The sequence below is a fragment of the Microvirga calopogonii genome (assembly GCF_003347665.1).
Taxonomy (GTDB): Bacteria; Pseudomonadota; Alphaproteobacteria; order Rhizobiales; family Beijerinckiaceae; genus Microvirga; species Microvirga calopogonii.
Genome location: NZ_QDGA01000024.1, coordinates 56,047 through 72,522, shown reverse-complemented (window position 1 = coordinate 72,522; position 16,476 = coordinate 56,047). Strand labels below are relative to the sequence as shown.

General features: G+C 60.4%; 13 protein-coding genes and 1 tRNA gene. 1 reads left to right on the top strand and 13 read right to left on the bottom strand.

Going from position 1 to position 16,476, the window contains the following annotated elements; translation table 11 throughout:
- The 3 genes from DDF70_RS18280 to DDF70_RS18270 all read right to left on the bottom strand — a co-directional run.
- On the bottom strand, window positions 1–989 hold a 989-nt coding region (locus DDF70_RS18280), incomplete at its 3' end, for a tartrate dehydrogenase (protein WP_114946291.1).
- 41 nt (window positions 990–1,030) lie between these two features.
- On the bottom strand, window positions 1,031–2,194 hold the full coding sequence (locus tag DDF70_RS18275; RefSeq protein WP_114946290.1) for a mandelate racemase/muconate lactonizing enzyme family protein: 1,164 nt from the start codon (window positions 2,192–2,194) through the stop codon (window positions 1,031–1,033).
- 43 nt (window positions 2,195–2,237) lie between these two features.
- Window positions 2,238–3,944 carry an IlvD/Edd family dehydratase gene (locus DDF70_RS18270; protein ID WP_114946289.1) on the bottom strand — a complete coding sequence of 569 codons (1,707 nt, stop codon included), beginning with the start codon at window positions 3,942–3,944 and terminating at the stop codon, window positions 2,238–2,240.
- A 66-nt stretch (window positions 3,945–4,010) separates the two neighbouring features.
- On the opposite strand from DDF70_RS18270, the gene DDF70_RS18265 reads away from it, so the two are divergent.
- Window positions 4,011–4,688, top strand: coding sequence for a GntR family transcriptional regulator (locus DDF70_RS18265; protein WP_114946288.1), 678 nt, complete (start codon window positions 4,011–4,013; stop codon window positions 4,686–4,688).
- 41 nt (window positions 4,689–4,729) lie between these two features.
- On the opposite strand, the gene DDF70_RS18260 is transcribed toward DDF70_RS18265, so the two are convergent.
- The 10 genes from DDF70_RS18260 to DDF70_RS18215 all read right to left on the bottom strand — a co-directional run bounded on the left by DDF70_RS18260 (window position 4,730) and on the right by DDF70_RS18215 (window position 16,095).
- Window positions 4,730–5,530 carry an MBL fold metallo-hydrolase gene (locus DDF70_RS18260; RefSeq protein ID WP_114946287.1) on the bottom strand — a complete coding sequence of 267 codons (801 nt, stop codon included), beginning with the start codon at window positions 5,528–5,530 and terminating at the stop codon, window positions 4,730–4,732.
- Entirely contained in the window at window positions 5,527–6,336 is an 810-nt protein-coding gene (locus DDF70_RS18255) for a TatD family hydrolase (RefSeq protein WP_114946286.1), read from the bottom strand. Before DDF70_RS18255 ends, DDF70_RS18260 begins: the two co-directional genes overlap by 4 nt.
- 67 nt (window positions 6,337–6,403) lie before the next feature.
- Window positions 6,404–7,735, bottom strand: coding sequence for a family 1 glycosylhydrolase (locus DDF70_RS18250; protein WP_114946285.1), 1,332 nt, complete (start codon window positions 7,733–7,735; stop codon window positions 6,404–6,406).
- A 44-nt stretch (window positions 7,736–7,779) separates the two neighbouring features.
- The gene (gene metG / locus DDF70_RS18245; RefSeq protein WP_114946284.1) at window positions 7,780–9,330 is read right to left on the bottom strand and encodes a methionine--tRNA ligase; all 1,551 of its coding nucleotides are present in this window, start codon (window positions 9,328–9,330) and stop codon (window positions 7,780–7,782) included.
- Window positions 9,331–9,376: 46 nt separating this feature from the next.
- Complete coding sequence (locus tag DDF70_RS18240; RefSeq protein WP_114946283.1) at window positions 9,377–10,441, bottom strand: DNA polymerase III subunit delta'; 1,065 nt, start codon at window positions 10,439–10,441, stop codon at window positions 9,377–9,379.
- Complete coding sequence (gene tmk / locus DDF70_RS18235; RefSeq protein WP_114946282.1) at window positions 10,431–11,105, bottom strand: dTMP kinase; 675 nt, start codon at window positions 11,103–11,105, stop codon at window positions 10,431–10,433. Before tmk ends, DDF70_RS18240 begins: the two co-directional genes overlap by 11 nt.
- A complete protein-coding gene (locus DDF70_RS18230; protein ID WP_114946281.1) occupies window positions 11,105–12,316 on the bottom strand; it encodes a D-alanyl-D-alanine carboxypeptidase family protein in 1,212 nt (403 codons plus the stop codon). The genes tmk and DDF70_RS18230 overlap by 1 nt, the downstream gene beginning before the upstream one ends.
- Before the next feature lie 179 nt (window positions 12,317–12,495).
- Entirely contained in the window at window positions 12,496–13,509 is a 1,014-nt protein-coding gene (locus DDF70_RS18225; RefSeq protein WP_114946280.1) for a septal ring lytic transglycosylase RlpA family protein, read from the bottom strand.
- A 622-nt stretch (window positions 13,510–14,131) separates the two neighbouring features.
- Window positions 14,132–14,221 (bottom strand) — tRNA-Ser (locus DDF70_RS18220).
- Window positions 14,221–16,095 carry a reverse transcriptase domain-containing protein gene (locus DDF70_RS18215; protein ID WP_114946279.1) on the bottom strand — a complete coding sequence of 625 codons (1,875 nt, stop codon included), beginning with the start codon at window positions 16,093–16,095 and terminating at the stop codon, window positions 14,221–14,223. Before DDF70_RS18215 ends, DDF70_RS18220 begins: the two co-directional genes overlap by 1 nt.
- Between the last annotated feature and the right edge of the window lie 381 nt (window positions 16,096–16,476).

The window sequence follows — 16,476 nt, the reverse complement described above, 5'->3', positions numbered from 1 at the left end:
TCCTCGATGGCGCGAACGATGGCTGCTGCCGCTTCCGATTCCCCTAGGTGCTCCAGCATCATCGCGCCGGACCAGATCTGGCCGATGGGGTTTGCGATCCCCTGCCCGGCAATGTCAGGCGCCGACCCGTGGACAGGCTCGAACAGGGACGGAAAGTTTCGATCCGGATTGATGTTGCCGGACGGCGCAATGCCGATCGTTCCCGTGCAGGCAGGACCCAAATCGGACAGGATATCGCCGAACAGGTTCGAGGCGACCACCACGTCGAACCAGTCCGGGTGAAGGACGAAATGGGCTGTGAGTATGTCGATGTGATACTTGTCCCATTTCACATCGGAATACTTCCTGGCCATCTCCTCCACGCGCTCGTCCCAATAAGGCATCGTGATCGAAATGCCGTTCGATTTGGTCGCCGAGGTCAGATGCTTCTTCGGCCGCTTCTGCGCCAGGTCGAACGCAAACCGCAGGACCCGGTCGACGCCGATGCGCGTCATCACCGTCTCCTGGATGACCACCTCCCGGTCGGTGCCGGGAAACATCTTGCCGCCAACGGAAGAATACTCGCCTTCGGTGTTCTCACGCACGACCCAGAAGTCGATGTCGCCGGGCTTGCGATTGGCGAGCGGCGTCGGCACACCAGGCATCAGGCGCACGGGCCGCAGGTTGATGTACTGGTCGAATTCTCGCCGGAACTGCAGCAGCGATCCCCAAAGCGAGACATGGTCCGGGATCTTCTCCGGCCAGCCCACGGCACCGAAGAAGATAGCCTCGTGCGATCCGATCTGTTCCTTCCAGTCCTCCGGCAGCATGCGGCCATGCTTGGCGTAGTAGTCATAGGAGGAGAAATCGAAGTGATCGAGCTGGAGGTCGAAACCGAACTTCTTGGCCGCTGCCTCCAGAACACGCACGCCTTCAGGCGTCGTTTCCTTTCCGATTCCATCACCTGGAATGACCGCCAGTCGATACCGCTTCTTGTGTTCAGATGACATGATAACTCTTGCTTTTCTTTATCCGAGGGTGGATCGGCCGATCATTCCGCCAGATCGCGCATGACCGTGATCAGGTCCGACTTGCCTTCGAACCCGATGCCGGGCAGTTCGGGCATGACGATGTGGCCGTTCTCCACGCGCACGCTGTCCGGGAAACCGCCATAGGGCTGAAAAAGGTCCGGGTAGCTCTCATTGCCGCCGAGCCCAAGGCCCGCCGCGATGTTGAGCGACATCTGATGCCCACCATGAGGAATGCACCGAGAGGGCGACCAGCCGAATTGCGCCAACACGTCGAGAGTACGCAGGTATTCCACGAGCCCATAAGCCAGGGCGCAGTCGAATTGCAGCCAGTCGCGATCTGGGCGCATTCCGCCATGGCGGAGGAGATTGCGCGCATCCTGGTGCGAGAACAGGTTCTCGCCGGTCGCCATCGGGCCGGGATAGAACTCGGAGAGTGCGGCTTGGAGAGAATAATCGAGCGGATCGCCCGCTTCCTCGTACCAGAACAGCGGATAGTCGCGAAGCATCTTGGCATAGGCAATGGCGGTTTCGAGGTCGAAGCGCCCATTCGCGTCGACGGCGAGCTGCGCCTGTGAGCCGATCTCCGAGAGAACCGCTTCGATCCGGCGCTGGTCTTCCGCGATTGAGGCGCCGCCGATCTTCATCTTCACGACATTGTAGCCGCGATCGAGATAGCTGCGCATTTCGGCCCGAAGGGCGCTGTCGTCCTTGCCCGGGTAATAGTAGCCGCCGGCCGCGTAGACGAAGACTCTCGGATTAGCCTCGAGACCCGTTCGCTCCGCCAGAAGGCGGAACAGCGGCTTGCCGGCGATTTTCGCCGTGGCGTCCCAGATCGCCATGTCGAGAGTGCCCACGGCCACCGAACGTTCGCCATGGCCGCCGGGCTTCTCGTTCTTCATCATCGTGGCCCAGATCTTGTGCGGATCCAGGTTGCTGCCGCTGTCGTCGATCAGGCTCTCCGGAGGCGCCTCCAGAATCCGGTCGCGGAAGCGCTCGCGGATGAGGCCGCCCTGCCCGTAACGGCCGTTAGAGTTAAAACCGTAGCCGACGACGCGGCGACCGTCGCGCACCACATCGGTCACGACGGCGACGAGGCTCGTCGTCATCTTCGAAAAATCGATATAGGCGTTTCGGATCGGCGAGGCGATCGGCTGGGTAATCTCGCGGACATCGATGATGCGCATGTGAATCTCGCTCAGGTGGGCGTGGGCAATAGCGGGAAAGCTGTTAGCAGAAATCGAAATCGCAGCCCTCGTCGGCCTGCAGCACGCTCTTCAGATAAAGGCCCCGGTATCCACGACTCTCCTCAGTGAGATGACACGGCGGCGTCCATTCCTGAGCGCGACGCTCCAACTCGTGTTCGTCCACGAGGAGTTCGAGGCGGCGCGCGGGTACATCCAATCGGATCATGTCTCCGCTCCGCACGAGGCCAAGTGGACCGCCGGTCGCAGACTCGGGAGCTATATGGAGAACAATTGTACCGAAGGCGGTTCCGCTCATACGGGCATCGGAAATTCTGACCATGTCGGTCACGCCGGCCTGCGCGAGCTTCTTCGGGATCGGTAGATAACCGGCCTCGGGCATGCCGGGTGCTCCTTTCGGTCCGGCATTCCGCAGGACGAGAACGTCCTCCGCCGTCACGTCGAGTTCCGGATCGTCGATCCGGGTGACGAGATCCTCGACCGACTCGAACACGACCGCACGGCCGGTATGCTGCAGAAGCCTGGGCGAAGCCGCCGAGTGCTTGATTACCGCCCCAAGAGGAGCGAGATTCCCGCGCAGGACCGCCATCGCACCGGTAGCCTTGAGAGGATCATTTAGGCTGCGGATGACCGTCTGCCCTGGCACGTCCTCGGCACCGTCGGCAACGGCCCGGATGGTCGCGCCGGTGACGGTAACGGCGTCCAGGTTGAGGTGGTCGCGCAACTCGTGCAGCAGGCGGGGCATGCCCCCAGCCCAGTGGAAATGCTCCATGTACTTCGTGCCAGAGGGCTTCAGGTCCACGAGCACGGGGACCTCGCGACCGATCTTGTCGAACTCCTCCAGGTCGATCCTGAGACCGCGACGGCGCGCAATCGCTGAGAGATGGACGAGGCCGTTGGTCGAGCCGCCGATCGCCTGCAGCACCACCATGGCGTTGCGGAAGGCCGCCTCCGTCAGCAGCTCGCTCGGGCGCGTTCCACGCACTGCCACTGAAACGGCTTCGCGTCCGCTCGCCTCGGCGGCCCGGATCCGATCCGCATGGGTTGCCGGGATCGTGCCGGTTCCCGGCAACGCGATGCCGAGCGCCTCGACGAGGCAGCCCATGGTGCTTGCCGTACCCATGACCATGCACGTGCCTTGGGTCGGGGCAAGGCGTCCGCTGACGACCTCCACCTCACCCTGGTCCATGCCCCCGGCCCGGTGCTGCCCCCATAGGCGGCGGCAATCGGTGCAGGCTCCCAGCATCTCGCCCTTGTGATGGCCGACCAGCATCGGTCCCGTGATCAGCTGGATCGCCGGCACATCTACGCTCGCGGCCGCCATGAGCTGCGCCGGAACGGTCTTGTCGCAGCCCCCGATCAGCACCACCGCGTCCATGGGCTGGGCGCGGATCATCTCCTCCGTGTCCATGGCCATGAGGTTGCGCAGGAACATGCTGGTCGGACTGGCAAAGGACTCGTGAATGGAGATCGTGGGGAACTCCATCGGGAGACCGCCCGCCAGCATGACGCCCCGCTTCACCGCCTCAATGAGCCGAGGCACGTTGCCGTGGCAGGGGTTGAAGTCGCTGAAGGTGTTGGTGATTCCGACGATGGATCGATCCAGGGCATCGTCGGAGAAGCCGGCCGCTTTGATGAATGCCTTGCGCAGGAAAAGGGAGAACGCGGGATCACCGTAGCTGGTGAGATTGCGGCGTAAACCGAACGGGGGAGGCTTGGGATCATCGCTCATGACGAGCGATCATTGATGTGTTATCAAGATTGTCAACAATAATGTTGATTAGGACTGGTTGTCGGCATGGATGGTGCGGAGAGACAGGCCTCGGCAGCTCGCGCTAGGCAGGTGGCGCATGCCCTGGAGGAGGAAATCGTCCTCGGGTGGCTGCAGCCCAGGGAGCGGCTGATCGAGGAAGACATCGCTGCCCGGTTCGACGTCAAACGGCATGTCGTACGCGAGGCTATCGCTGAGCTCGAGCGGATGGGCTTGGTCGAGCGCGTGCAGAACAAGGGCGCGACGGTGCGCATGCTGAGTCCGATGGATGTTCGTCAAATCTATTTCGTACGCGAGGCCTTGGAGACGCTCGCGGCGCAGCAGATCCCGCTTCCGCCCGGGCCGGAGACCCTCGCCGCCCTCACCGATATCCACGAGGAGCATTCCACCGCCGTCGACCGGGGCGATTCCCGGGCAGCGTTCCGGACGAACATAGCCTTCCACAACGCGCTCTTCGGCGCCTGCGGCAACCCGCACCTGATCGAACTCATTCGGAATCTCGCCCAGAAGGCCCATGGGGTCCGTTCCTATACGGCGGCGGATCCAGAGCACCTCGCCAAGGCAAAGGAGGACCATCGGGCCATGATCGAAGCCCTGAAAGCAGCCGATCGCGAGAAATTGGTGCAGCTCTGCCGCGACCATCTCAAGCCGTCTCGGGACGCGTACATCGCCGTTCTGGAGCAACGCTCCGGCCGGGTGGTCTGAGGCCTGCGTTTCGAAGGGTTAGGGTTCAGGGCCGGTAACCCTCAAGGAGCCTCGATCTGCAGCCCGTCATAGGCCGGTTCGATATGTCCTGGCAGCTTGCCGCGCAGGGCCTCGTAGTCCAAATCCGTATGCAGGTTCGTCAGGATGGCGCGCTTAGGCTTGACCCTGTCGATCAGCTCCAAGGCTTCGGACACGGAAAAATGGGTCGGATGCGGCGTGTAGCGCAAGGCATCCAGGATCAGGACATCCAGGCCCTCCAGGACAGGCAGGCTCTCTTCCGGCATGCGGCTCACATCCGGCGCGTAGGCGATCTTGCCGAACCTGAAGCCCATGGCGTCGATATCGCCGTGGATCATCCTGAATGGCAGTGCCTCGATGTTGCCGCCAGCGCCAGAGATCGACGTCATCGTGCCGGGCTGCAGATGGCGCATTCTGAGGATCGGCGGATAGCTGCTGCCGGCCGGCGTGTCGAAGCAATAGCCGAACCGCATCTGGAGCAGCTCGCTGGTCATTCGGTCGGCATAGACCGGAATCCGCTGCCGCTGGACGAGGGCGAGCGGACGTAGATCGTCGATCCCATGGATATGGTCCGCGTGCTCATGCGTGACGAGCACGGCATCGAGATGCCGGACATCGGCACTAAGGAGCTGCTCGCGCAGGTCCGGTCCGGTATCGACCAAGAGGGTTGTCTTTGCTCCGTCCAGGCCCGTTTTCTCGACCAGGATCGAGCAGCGGCGGCGGCGATTCTTGGGATTCGAGGGATCGCAGGCGCCCCAGCCGACGCCCACGCGCGGCACGCCGGCCGAGGATCCGCAACCGAGGATCGTGATTTTCAAGGTCATGATGCGATCGCCTGCCCCTCGACCGCATCAGCGGCGGCTGCCTTGGAAAACAGGCGATAAAAATTGGCCGTCGTCAGGCTGGCAGTCTCCTGGTCGCTCATCCCGGTGACCTCCGCGAGCACGTGGGCCGTGTGGGCCACGAAAGCCGGCTCGTTGGTCTTCCCACGATAAGGTACGGGAGCCAGATAGGGCGCATCGGTCTCGACCAGCAGGCGATCATGGGGAACGGCCGCCGCGATGCGACGGATCTCCTCCGAATTCCGGAAGGTCAGAATGCCCGAGAACGAAACGTAGAGGCCGAGTTCGACGCCAATCCGGGCCAGCTTTTCACCGGACGAGAAGCAGTGGAGGACCGCATCGAAGCGCCCTCGCCCCATCTCCTCGGTCAGGATCCGGATCATGTCCTCGTCGGCATTGCGGGCATGGATGACGACGGGCAGCCCGGTTGTCCTCGCGGCCTCGATATGGGTGCGGAATACCCGCTGCTGCACGTCGCGCGGGCTTTTGTCGTAATGATAGTCGAGACCCGCCTCGCCGATGGCGATGCAGCGGGGATGGGCCGAGAGCTCGGCCAGCCGCTCGGCCGGCACATCGGGCTCGTCCGCCGCATTGTGCGGGTGGGTGCCGACGGAGCAGAAGATGCTCTCATGCGACTCGGCTAGGGACCGGTAGGTGTCGAAGTGCGCCACGCGGGTCGAGATCGTCACCATGCGACCGACGTCGGCGGCTGAAGCGGCAGCCAGTACCTCGCGGAGGCGGCTCTGAAAATCCGGGAAGTCCAGGTGGCAGTGGCTGTCGACCAGCATGGGTGAAGGCGCCCTCCTCTGGGTCCGCGCGATGCGCTAGCTGAATAGATCGGATCGGCCTATCCGTCTACCGATGGGCACCCTGGGCGGTGGCCACGGGTTCGTCGTCCTCCTTGGCCTCCTTGTGCAGCATCTTGCGCATCCGGTCCTGGTGCCTGCGGATCGGCGCCTCGTCATGATCCTGTGGGCGGACGACGGGTACGGTCAGGCACACGCTTTGGGCGGGAAGCACGTCGCACCAATCGTGAATCAGCTTCTTATAGCGGCGCCCCACGGGACGGATGTTGCGGTCAAGGTCGTAAAGACCGACGGGAGTGACCCGGTTGTTTTCCTCCCGAAGCGCCGTATCCCAGTCCATCTGGTCGGTAAGCGAGTACCACGTAAAGCCGACGATAGGGACACCCGTGTTGCGGACTCTCAGCACATTCGCCCATTGCTTCCAGAGCCAGTTGACCGCCTCATCGCCATTTGGGCCCTGCATGAGGTTTGTCTCGGTATGCATGACGGGCAGCCGATAGCGATCATAGTACTGCCGGGTAATCTCGTCGTAACCAAAAACATCCCCGGCTGACTCGGTCGTGCCGTCCTCCCGAACCCGGTGCTCGTTTGTGACGTAGTAGTCGTTCCCCATAATGCAGTGATGGCGGAGGGACGAACGGCTGAGGAAGAAATGGTACTCGTCCCGGGTCATGCCGCTATCCATCAGGAACTCGTACATTTCCGAGTCGACCCGTCTTCCATAGTTCAGGTCGAGGGACAGGAAGCGCCGGGAATTCATGATCTCGGAGGGCTTGATGGCCGCCGGGTTCTCCGCATGGAAATATTCCGAAGATTCGCTCTGGATGAACAGGGCATCCGGCCGAACCTTGAGAATCCGCTCCATGGCCAGCACGTTGGCCTTCACGATATGCTTCAGGGCGGTCACGAACGACTGGTCGCTTGTCAGCTGCTCGTTCCACCAGCCGTAGGCGGCCGAGAACTGGGCGCAGATGAACATCTCGTTGATGGGGGTATAGAGCTGAAGCCAAGTGAAGCGACGCGCGAAGTCTTCCGCATAAGACGCGAAAAGAGCAGGGAAATCCGGGTTCTGGAAATTGCCGATCCAATCCGGCACGCCGAAATGGCATAGATCGACGATGGGAATGATGTTGCGGCGCTGGAGCTCGCCGAAGGTCATGTCGGCAAAGGTCCAGTCGTAACGCCCCGGGCCGATGAACGTCTTGTGGAGCGGCGGACCATAGCGGAGGACTTGGATGTCGAGATCCTCCAAGAGCTCGAAATCCGTCCGCCAATGGGTGTAATGGCCGCATTTCTCCATCTCGTCGATGCGGGCGCGGCCATTGTTGATGGTCGGGATGCTGTTCTCGATCCCGGTGGCAAACATGAACGTGGTGTACATCGCGCTTCCGCCGAGGGCCGTGACGGCCGATCAAAGCGGACGCGTCAGGACGCCTCCGCCTCGATATAACGCGGGAAAATCGGCGCAGGTTGCGGCAAGGCAGTTCCAGCCGCCAAGCGGTGCTCCGGGCCGATGTTCGCAAGCACCCTGCCCTCTGGCGGAACCGCCAGAAGGTCGAGCAGCTTGGCAGCCGCCGTCGGCACGAAAGGCTGAGCCAGGATTCCGACCGCCCGCAGAACTTCGGCCGTCACGTACAGCACCGTGTTCATCCGCACAGGGTCGCTCTTGCGCAGCACCCAGGGCTCCTGGGAGGCGAAATAGCGGTTGGCTTCCGCCACCACGGCCCAGATCTCGGACAGCGTCGTGTGGACGGCGAAGTCCTTCATGGCCGCTCTCGTCTTTCCAGGCAGCGCATCGGCAAGCCATAGCATGTCCTGATCGGCCTGGGTGAACTCGCCCGGCTGCGGAACGGCAGCGTCGCAGTTCTTGGCGATCATGGACAGGGAGCGCTGGGCAAGGTTACCGAGATCGTTCGCGAGATCAGCGTTGATGCGGTTGACGATAGCCTCGTGGGAGTAGTTCCCGTCCTGGCCGAAGGGCACCTCGCGCATGAAGAAGTAGCGGATCTGGTCGACCCCGTAGGTATCGGCGAGATCGAATGGATCGACCACGTTGCCGACCGACTTCGACATCTTCTCGCCCTTGTTGAGCAGGAAGCCATGGCCGAAGACGCGCTTGGGCAGCGGCAGCTCGGCCGACATGAGGAAAGCGGGCCAGTAGACCGTGTGGAAGCGCACGATGTCCTTGCCGATGATGTGCACGTCCGCCGGCCAATAATGCCAGCGCGGATCGTTCTCGTTCGGGAAGCCGCAGCCGGTTATGTAATTGTTGAGGGCGTCGATCCAGACATACATGACGTGCTTCGGATCGCCGGGCACCGGCAGGCCCCAGTTGAAGGTCGTCCGGCTGATCGAGAGGTCCTGGAGGCCGGACCGGACGAAACTCGTGATCTCGTTGCGGCGGGTTTCCGGGCTGATGAAATCCGGATTAGCCTCGTAATGGGCGAGCAGGCGGTCTTGGTAGGCGGAGAGGCGGAAGAAGTAGCTCTCCTCCTCGATCCAATCCACGGGCGTTCCGGTCGGCGCGCGCCAGCTGCCGTCAGGCTGCTTCGTCAGCTCGCTCTCGTCGTAATAGGCCTCGTCGCGGACCGAGTACCAGCCGGAATAGTTGGAGAGATAGATATCCCCCTTCTCCTGCATCCGGCGCCATAGCTCCTGGGTCGAGGGCAGATGATCGGGATCGGTCGTGCGGATGAACCGGTCATAGGAGCAATCGAGCCGGTCGGCCATGGCCTTGAACTTCGCCGCCATCTCGTCGACGAAGGCCTTGGGCGTCGTGCCGTTCTTGTCGGCCGTCTGCTGGATCTTCAGTCCATGCTCGTCCGTTCCGGTCATGAAGAACACGTCATAGCCGTCGATACGCTTGAACCGCGCGATCGCATCGGATGCAACGACCTCGTAGGCATGGCCGATATGGGGAGCCCCATTCGGGTACGAAATAGCCGTGGTGATGTAGAATTTCTGTTTGTCGGCCATGTCGGATCCTAAAACCTGAAATCAAAACCATTCGGACGACGAGGCTTCAAGCCGCCCGCCGAACCGCTTCGGCGAGATCATCGAACATCGTCAGGATGAAGGGCCGGCGGTCGAGGTTGAACACATCGATCTCGCGCGCCGAACGGCCGATCTTGTCACATACCTCCACCAAAGGCGCAAGGCGGGACGCACCCAGGCCCGCCCGCTCGTGGAGCCGATCGGAGACCCAGCGCTGCACGGTTTCCAGGGTGAGCTCATAACTGTCGTCAGCGTCGCGTTTTGACAGAGCTTCGGCAAGCGCGAGAATCTGCTTGGTGTCGACTTTCGGCAAACCGTTCAAGAGCCGGGTCACCTGATCGATGAAGGCCACCTTGTCGGCGTCGAGCAGCTCGAGGGTGCGTCGGACCGAGCCTTCTCCATAGCGAAGCGCCTGATCCACCACGTCCCGCGGGATATCGGTCCAGGGAGCCCCGAGGGAAGCGATCGCTGCCTTGATGTCCTGTTCCTCCAGGGGGCGAAGCAGGAGCCGTCGGCAGCGCGAGCGAATAGTCGGGAGAACCCGCTGGGGCGCGTGGCTGACGATCAGAAAGAGCGAACGCGGCGGCGGCTCCTCGATCACCTTGAGCAACGCGTTAGCGCTCGAAATGGTCAGGTCCTCGGCACTGTCGACGATGCAGACCCGGTAGCCCCCGTCGGCGGCGGTCGAGCCGAACATGCCGAGCGCCCGACGCACCGCATCGACCGGAATCGTAGCGGACGGCCCCTTTTTGTCCGTAGCCGGAGCTCGCCTCAAAACGGAAAGATTGGGATGCGAGAGCACCGCCACCTGACGCGCCACATGCGAACCGGCCGGGACGTCTAGGCTTGAAATCGACCGGTCGTTCGACTTCTGCGGATCGAGAACCGTGCGGGCCACCCGATAGGCCAGAGTGGCCTTGCCGATCCCCTGGGCTCCGCCGATGAGCCAGGCATGGTGAAGGCGGCCGCTGCGCAGGCCCTCGAGGAAAGCCTCCTCGCCCTCTCGGTGGCCGAAGAACGCGAACTGCTCCCGGGGGTGGGGCGCATTGTCGAACTGATCCGGCTCCGGAATGCCCTGCTCGTCACGCGACATCGAGAGGCCTCATCGCATGTTCGGCCAGTTGAGGAAGACGCTCGCGCACGGCAGCCCAGATCGCAGTCTCGACCTCGTCGGGATCCTGGTCGGCGTTGATGACAACGCATCGTTTCGGCTCGGCCTGGGCGATGGAGAGATAGGCCTGCCTCAGGGATTGGTGGAAGGAGACGTCCTCCTCCTCGAACCGATCAGCCCCCTCGCCTTTCCCCGCCTGCCGGGCTCCGGCTCGGGCCAGCCCGGTTTCGGCGGGAAGATCGAGGATCAAGGTCAGATCGGGCCTTACGCCCTGCAGGGTCACCCTCTCGAGCTGGTCGATCAGATCCTTGTCGAGATTGCCCAGGGAACCTTGATAGGCCCGGGTCGAATCCGCGAAGCGGTCGCAGAGAACGTGGGTCCCGCCCTTGAGCGCCGGCTTGATGGTCTTGTCCAGGTGGTCGATCCGGGCTGCGGCGAACAGGAGAGCTTCCGCGAAAGGCCCGAGATGCTTGGCTTGGCCGCCCAGAATGAATGCACGGATTTCCTCGGCATGCGGCGAGCCGCCGGGCTCGCGGGTCACGAGGACCGGCTGAGCGAGACGCTCCAGCCGGGTCTTCAGCCTTTGGATCTGGGTCGACTTGCCGGCGCCCTCCCCGCCTTCGAATGTAATGAAACAGCCAGCCATCAAATGCCTTCGATCACACTCGTGAAAGCGCGGCGGACCCATCCGGTGCTGAATTCCAGCAGGCCATCCAGGGCCCTCTGGCTCAGCGTCCCTTCCTGAATGTCCTCATCGGCATAGAGCGGCATGTCGAGCGCCTGCATATCCCCGCGGCTGACCTGGAGCCGGGCCACCTCCGCTCCCTTCTGGACAGGAGCCTTCAGCGGTCCGGTGTAGACGATGCGGGCGGTGACCCGTTCGCTCTCTCCACGGGGCACAAGTACACGAACAGGCTTCTTGGACACAAGCGGCAGCGATCTTTTGTTCCCGCCGAAAACCTGAGCCTCGCCGACCACCTGCCCCTCGGCGAAGAGCTGCTGGGTCTCGAAGGCCCGGAAACCCCAGTCCAGAAGCTTGCGGGCCTCGGTGGCGCGGTCTTTGGCCGTCTTGAGGCCGTTCACGACCACGATCAGGCGCTGGTCGTTCTGGACGGCGGAGCCCATCAGGCCAAAGCCGGACTCGTCGATATTGCCGGTTTTCAAACCATCCGCGCCAATATCCATGAACAGCAACGGGTTGCGGTTCTGCTGGCGGATCTTGTTCCAGGTGAACTCGCGCTCGCCGAAAATCTTGTAGAGGTCCGGGTAGGTCTCAATGAGGTGAAGCGCGAGCTTCGCCAAGTCGCGCACGGTGACCTTCTGCTCAGGATGGCCATAGCCGGTGGCGTTGCGGAACGTCGAATGCGTGAGGCCGATCTGCTTGGCTCGCTCGTTCATCATGCGGGCGAAGTTGTCTTCCGTTCCGGCAACACCTTCGGCGATGGCGATGGCCGCGTCGTTGCCCGACTGAACGACGAGGCCCCGAATGAGGTCTTCGAGCCTGACCGGGGTGTTCACCTTGGCGAACATGGACGAACCGCCGGATCCGCCGCCGCCTCTGCGCCAGGCATTCTCCGAGATCATGAATTCGCTGTCGAAATTCAGGCGACCATTCTTGATCTCGTTGAAGACCACCTCGGCCGTCATGGTCTTCGCCATACTGGCGGGTGCGGTCAGTTCATCGGCGTTCTTCTCGAAAAGAACCGCATGGCTTCCTGCGTCCATAAGGATGGCTGTGGGCGCGGATGTCTGAAAATTCTGTGCATGAGCCGCTTGCGGCCACGCAAACGAAAGAGAGACAGCACTCCACACAAATCCAATCGCCGCCAGGGCTCGGGCGATTTTAACATGACGCATCGTCGGCTTCTCCAGGCTCTTCCCCTAGGAGACCCCGAATCTGTGGCGCGTCAACAACAAATCAACGGGCTGCTACGCTAGAGCATAGAACCCGAACGTAGACCTGTGCTTTTGGGACGCGATCCGATGTGCCGACCCATTCATGCTGTTCTGTCGATCAGGTCGCAAGGACCCGTCTTCTATCGCAGCACGAACCTCGTGGGATCGGCCGCCATGGAGCTGCTGCCCCTCTGGAAACCGGAGCGAGCATCGTCAGACGACGTTCCATAGAGGCTCGCCACCACGGGACGCGAGGCCGGAGCGGTTCCCGGGGCCACGGAACTGATCCGGGCAACCGGGCTTGAGGCGCCCGGGATCGTGCCTAGGTCGAACGGGCGCTCCGGCGGAAGCGGCACATTGCTGGCAACCGCGCCGGAACCAGCCGCCTGCGACGGACGGGCCGGGGCCGCGTACGCTCCATCATCAGGCTCGTAGGTGCGCAACGCGATCGCCTGACGCGGAGCATTGGTCTGGGGTGCCGCCTGGGCGATCATCGTCGGTGCCGAGCCTGTCAGGGATGCCGGCGTTCCATCAGTCCGCAGGCTCGCCAGGAGGATACGGTCGTCGCTACCGTTCGTGGACGCGCGGCCGACGTAGTCGACCCGCACCCTCGCCGTGCCGGACTGACGGAACCCGAGGGCAGCGGCAGCGCGCTCGGACACGTCGATGACCCGATTGCCATGGAACGGGCCGCGATCGTTCACGCGGACGATCATCGAATGGCCGTTCTGCAGATTCGTTACCCGGGCATAGCTCGGAAGCGGCATCGTGGTATGCGCGGCCGCAATCGAATCCCGGTCAAACACCTCGCCATTGGCGGTCATCCGGCCATGGAAATTCGATCCGTACCAAGAGGCGAGGCCTTCGCTGGAGCGCGGCGTCTCGTTGGGGACATAAGTGCGGCCGGCCACCGTGTAGGGCTTCCCGACCATCTCGCGACCGCCGCCCTTGGGAACGGGCTGACCGTCGGCAACCACTTTGGGGCTCGGAGCAACGCCATACTTGGGATCGATGCCGCCACGGACATTGGAGGAGCAATTGGCTGCGGTCAGGGCGATTGCGGTCACGCCTGCGATGCGGAGGAGAGTCCACTGATTGAAGGAAGAGGCTTTCCCCTTCAGGTCGGTCATCACTTCTGCGCGATTAGAAGGCATGTGGTCTCGCATCCATTATCCGCACCGTGCATGGCAGGGGCTAGGCTAGCCTGGGCCTTGAGCCAAAGTGCTTTTGGGTCCTTAAAGGAAAGTTAAATAGCCGCGCTTGTCAATGGCAAAGCTAACAATATAAGAATATTATTTCAATTTTATATTTTCGCACTCATGACAATAAGATAACGCGATAAGCTCCAATATTGCTTTAGCGAAAAGGCTGCTTTGACCATGCTGCTATGTGCTGTCGTGGTGTACGACGAGCGCGCCACGCGTCCAAAATCCTCTCCAAATAGCCTTTGTCTTTCAGTCCCTTATCCTAGACCGAACCTCCTGTGGCGCTCTTCCGATTGTCAGATCCTGCGAGGAGCGACATGGAGGCGGGCTCAAATCCGCCCCACGGATTGGTTTTAGGCGTTTTGGTTAATGAAACGATCCGGATAGCCAAATCGGCAGTTTGAAGAACGAACTCGGAGATGGCGGAGGGGGTGGGATTCGAACCCACGGTGGGCTTGCACCCACGGCGGTGTAGGATCGATACGCAAGTCTCAGGGAGATGTCACGTATCTTCCTCCGAACCGTGCTTGCGACTTTCATAGCACACGGCTCTCCAGTGATCGTCAGCGAGTGGCGGAAAGGGTGGGATTCGAACCCACGGGGCGCGTAAACGCCCGGAAGTTTTCAAGACTTCTGCCTTAGACCACTCGGCCACCTTTCCTACGCTTTTGCCAGTTTTGGCAGGGCAAAATCTGATAGCTTAATGCCATCATATTTACCAGCATGGATTTTGATATGGCATGTATGACAAACAGGGATCTGTTTGCGGTTCATAGCAGCCATAACAGCGGCAAAGCCTACTTGCCTGCCCTTTCGTACATGTCGGAGGTGATGCATTTCTACATCCTCCGAGTTTCCACAGACTGCGCAAGGACTGTCTAGTTTGCTCCGCGTCCGTTTATGTATTCCCAACAAGATGAGGTCTGCGACCTTAGCGTTGATTAGGAATGCCGCTCGGTTCTTCTTCCAGTTCCGTCGCAGTGGTAGTGAGATGTAGGCCGTGGGCTTGCCATCTTTGTCCCAACGCTTTGGTACCGTTAGATTCTTGCGTCGCAACCGGAATAACTTAGCCAGTGAAGTCTGGTGTTTCCGGCATAGTGTCTTTGCGCAAGAGAAATGGAGAATGTGCTGGATGTGTTTAAGTGCCAGCGGATTGTCGACGAACGAGTAATAATTGAATATTCCCGAAAGTATCTGTCCGTAGCGCTCAACGATCATATGATCGTCCTGCACAGTCCAGGCAGTTTTAGCTGCTGGGTTCCCATTTCTGTCGCAGAAACCACGTTCCGAGAGACTTATGATAAGCTCCTCTTTTGGTGCGTACATCATGGTTAGGTGATTCACATTCGCTCTACGAATGATGAATCTCCCGTCCTTCAGTTTCGCTTTCCGGAGGATCGCGTCTCCCGCGCCGATTGTGACATAAGTTCCTAGGAACTTAGCCTGCTCGGTTCTGGCTTGTCGGACGTGTGTTTTTTCAGCACTTAGCTCCAGATGTAGTTCATCTCGAAAGTAGGCAGTTGCCTCTGTCTTGAGTTTTTCGGCGAGACCATGCGGACCGTCGATTGCTACAAGCCAGTCGTCCGCATAGCGGACGTACTTAATGCGAACGTACCCTGGATCGTTGTGCATCAAAGAAGGTGTCTGACGAAGCTCTTTAGCGAGCTTGATCATTTCCTCACTCGTCTTTGACAACCCCTTTTTCGATAGGCGAAGTCGCTGTTTGACGATGGCTGTGTAACCGGGATTGACCCGTTTACGTTCGCCAACTTCGTTTGCGACTTTGAATCGTTCCATCCACAAATCGAATTCGTGAAGGTAGATGTTCGCCAGTATAGGGCTGACTATACTTCCCTGCGGAGTGCCTGCAAGTGAATTCACTTGCGTAGTTCCTTCAAGGTAGCCTGCCTTCAACGCTTTCCATATTAGATCTAGGAACCGTTGGTCTTCGATCCTTTTGGAAAGTATCGCAATCAGAGTTCCGTGATCGATATTGTCGAAGCAACCTTTGATGTCACCTTCAACGAACCAATTCACAGAGTGCCATGAACGCACTTCCTTCAGGGCTGTGTGAGTTCCCTTGTTGGCTCGAAAGCCATGGCTACATGGTAGGAAGGTTGGTTTGCTCCCGTCGTAAATGATTGACAGGATCATTCTTATAACTCCCTGTACGACCTTGTCCTTCGGAGAGGGTATCCCCAGAGGGCGAAGTTTACCGTTGGCTTTCGGGATATAGGTCCTTCTAGCTCGGGTAAAGGTGAAGGTTTGATCCTTCATGGACTGGATGATTCTGTCGATTTGCTTCATAGAGAAGCCGTCGATAGTCTCGTTGTCTGTCCCCGCCGTCATATTGCCCGGTGAACTTTTGATGTTCTCATATGCCGCAATGTACAAGTCTGGCTCATACATAAGGCGGTAGAGATCGCGGTTCACCCATTTTGGGTTCTCATTCAGCTTACTAACTTTCTGTAGTCTGCGTAGGCCTTTTGTACCATCCGGTACGACCTCTACTTCTACAGATTGACCACCTGTCATCCTTTTCCTTCTTCGAGCATTACCTCGAGATTATCAGCTTGCGCTGTCGGATACTACGATGACTCCGAAACCATAGGAATCGCTTCCCGTAGGTTTTCCCGCAGTTCCGGACGTCTTGTGTCTACGCACTTAGGGTCCTCTTCCATCGTTTCCTTCTTCCTGAAGGCTGTGCCATCCCTGATCTTTCGCTCGAACTTGAAAACCTTCCGAGCGAAGGGAGGATAGGGGCACGGGTTTTCCCCTATGGGTCTCAGTAATCCCCACACGATTAAGGTTCGACCAGTAAGGGTCTACCCATATACGTCATCGCTGACCCAACCTGTTGGAGACTACCCGTTCTCCTCATGGGCCTTTTCCTCGGATGCTATGTTCAGCTTTTCC

Bases quoted from the DNA above. Each gene is read 5' to 3' on its own strand.
- DDF70_RS18275 (WP_114946290.1), bottom strand. From the start codon at position 2,194: ATGCGCATCATCGATGTCCGCGAGATTACCCAGCCGATCGCCTCGCCG.
- DDF70_RS18270 (WP_114946289.1), bottom strand. From the start codon at position 3,944: ATGAGCGATGATCCCAAGCCTCCCCCGTTCGGTTTACGCCGCAATCTC.
- DDF70_RS18265 (WP_114946288.1), top strand. From the start codon at position 4,011: ATGGATGGTGCGGAGAGACAGGCCTCGGCAGCTCGCGCTAGGCAGGTG.
- DDF70_RS18260 (WP_114946287.1), bottom strand. From the start codon at position 5,530: ATGACCTTGAAAATCACGATCCTCGGTTGCGGATCCTCGGCCGGCGTG.
- DDF70_RS18255 (WP_114946286.1), bottom strand. From the start codon at position 6,336: ATGCTGGTCGACAGCCACTGCCACCTGGACTTCCCGGATTTTCAGAGC.
- DDF70_RS18250 (WP_114946285.1), bottom strand. From the start codon at position 7,735: ATGTACACCACGTTCATGTTTGCCACCGGGATCGAGAACAGCATCCCG.
- metG (WP_114946284.1), bottom strand. From the start codon at position 9,330: ATGGCCGACAAACAGAAATTCTACATCACCACGGCTATTTCGTACCCG.
- DDF70_RS18240 (WP_114946283.1), bottom strand. From the start codon at position 10,441: ATGTCGCGTGACGAGCAGGGCATTCCGGAGCCGGATCAGTTCGACAAT.
- tmk (WP_114946282.1), bottom strand. From the start codon at position 11,105: ATGGCTGGCTGTTTCATTACATTCGAAGGCGGGGAGGGCGCCGGCAAG.
- DDF70_RS18230 (WP_114946281.1), bottom strand. From the start codon at position 12,316: ATGCGTCATGTTAAAATCGCCCGAGCCCTGGCGGCGATTGGATTTGTG.
- DDF70_RS18225 (WP_114946280.1), bottom strand. From the start codon at position 13,509: ATGCCTTCTAATCGCGCAGAAGTGATGACCGACCTGAAGGGGAAAGCC.
- DDF70_RS18215 (WP_114946279.1), bottom strand. From the start codon at position 16,095: ATGACAGGTGGTCAATCTGTAGAAGTAGAGGTCGTACCGGATGGTACA.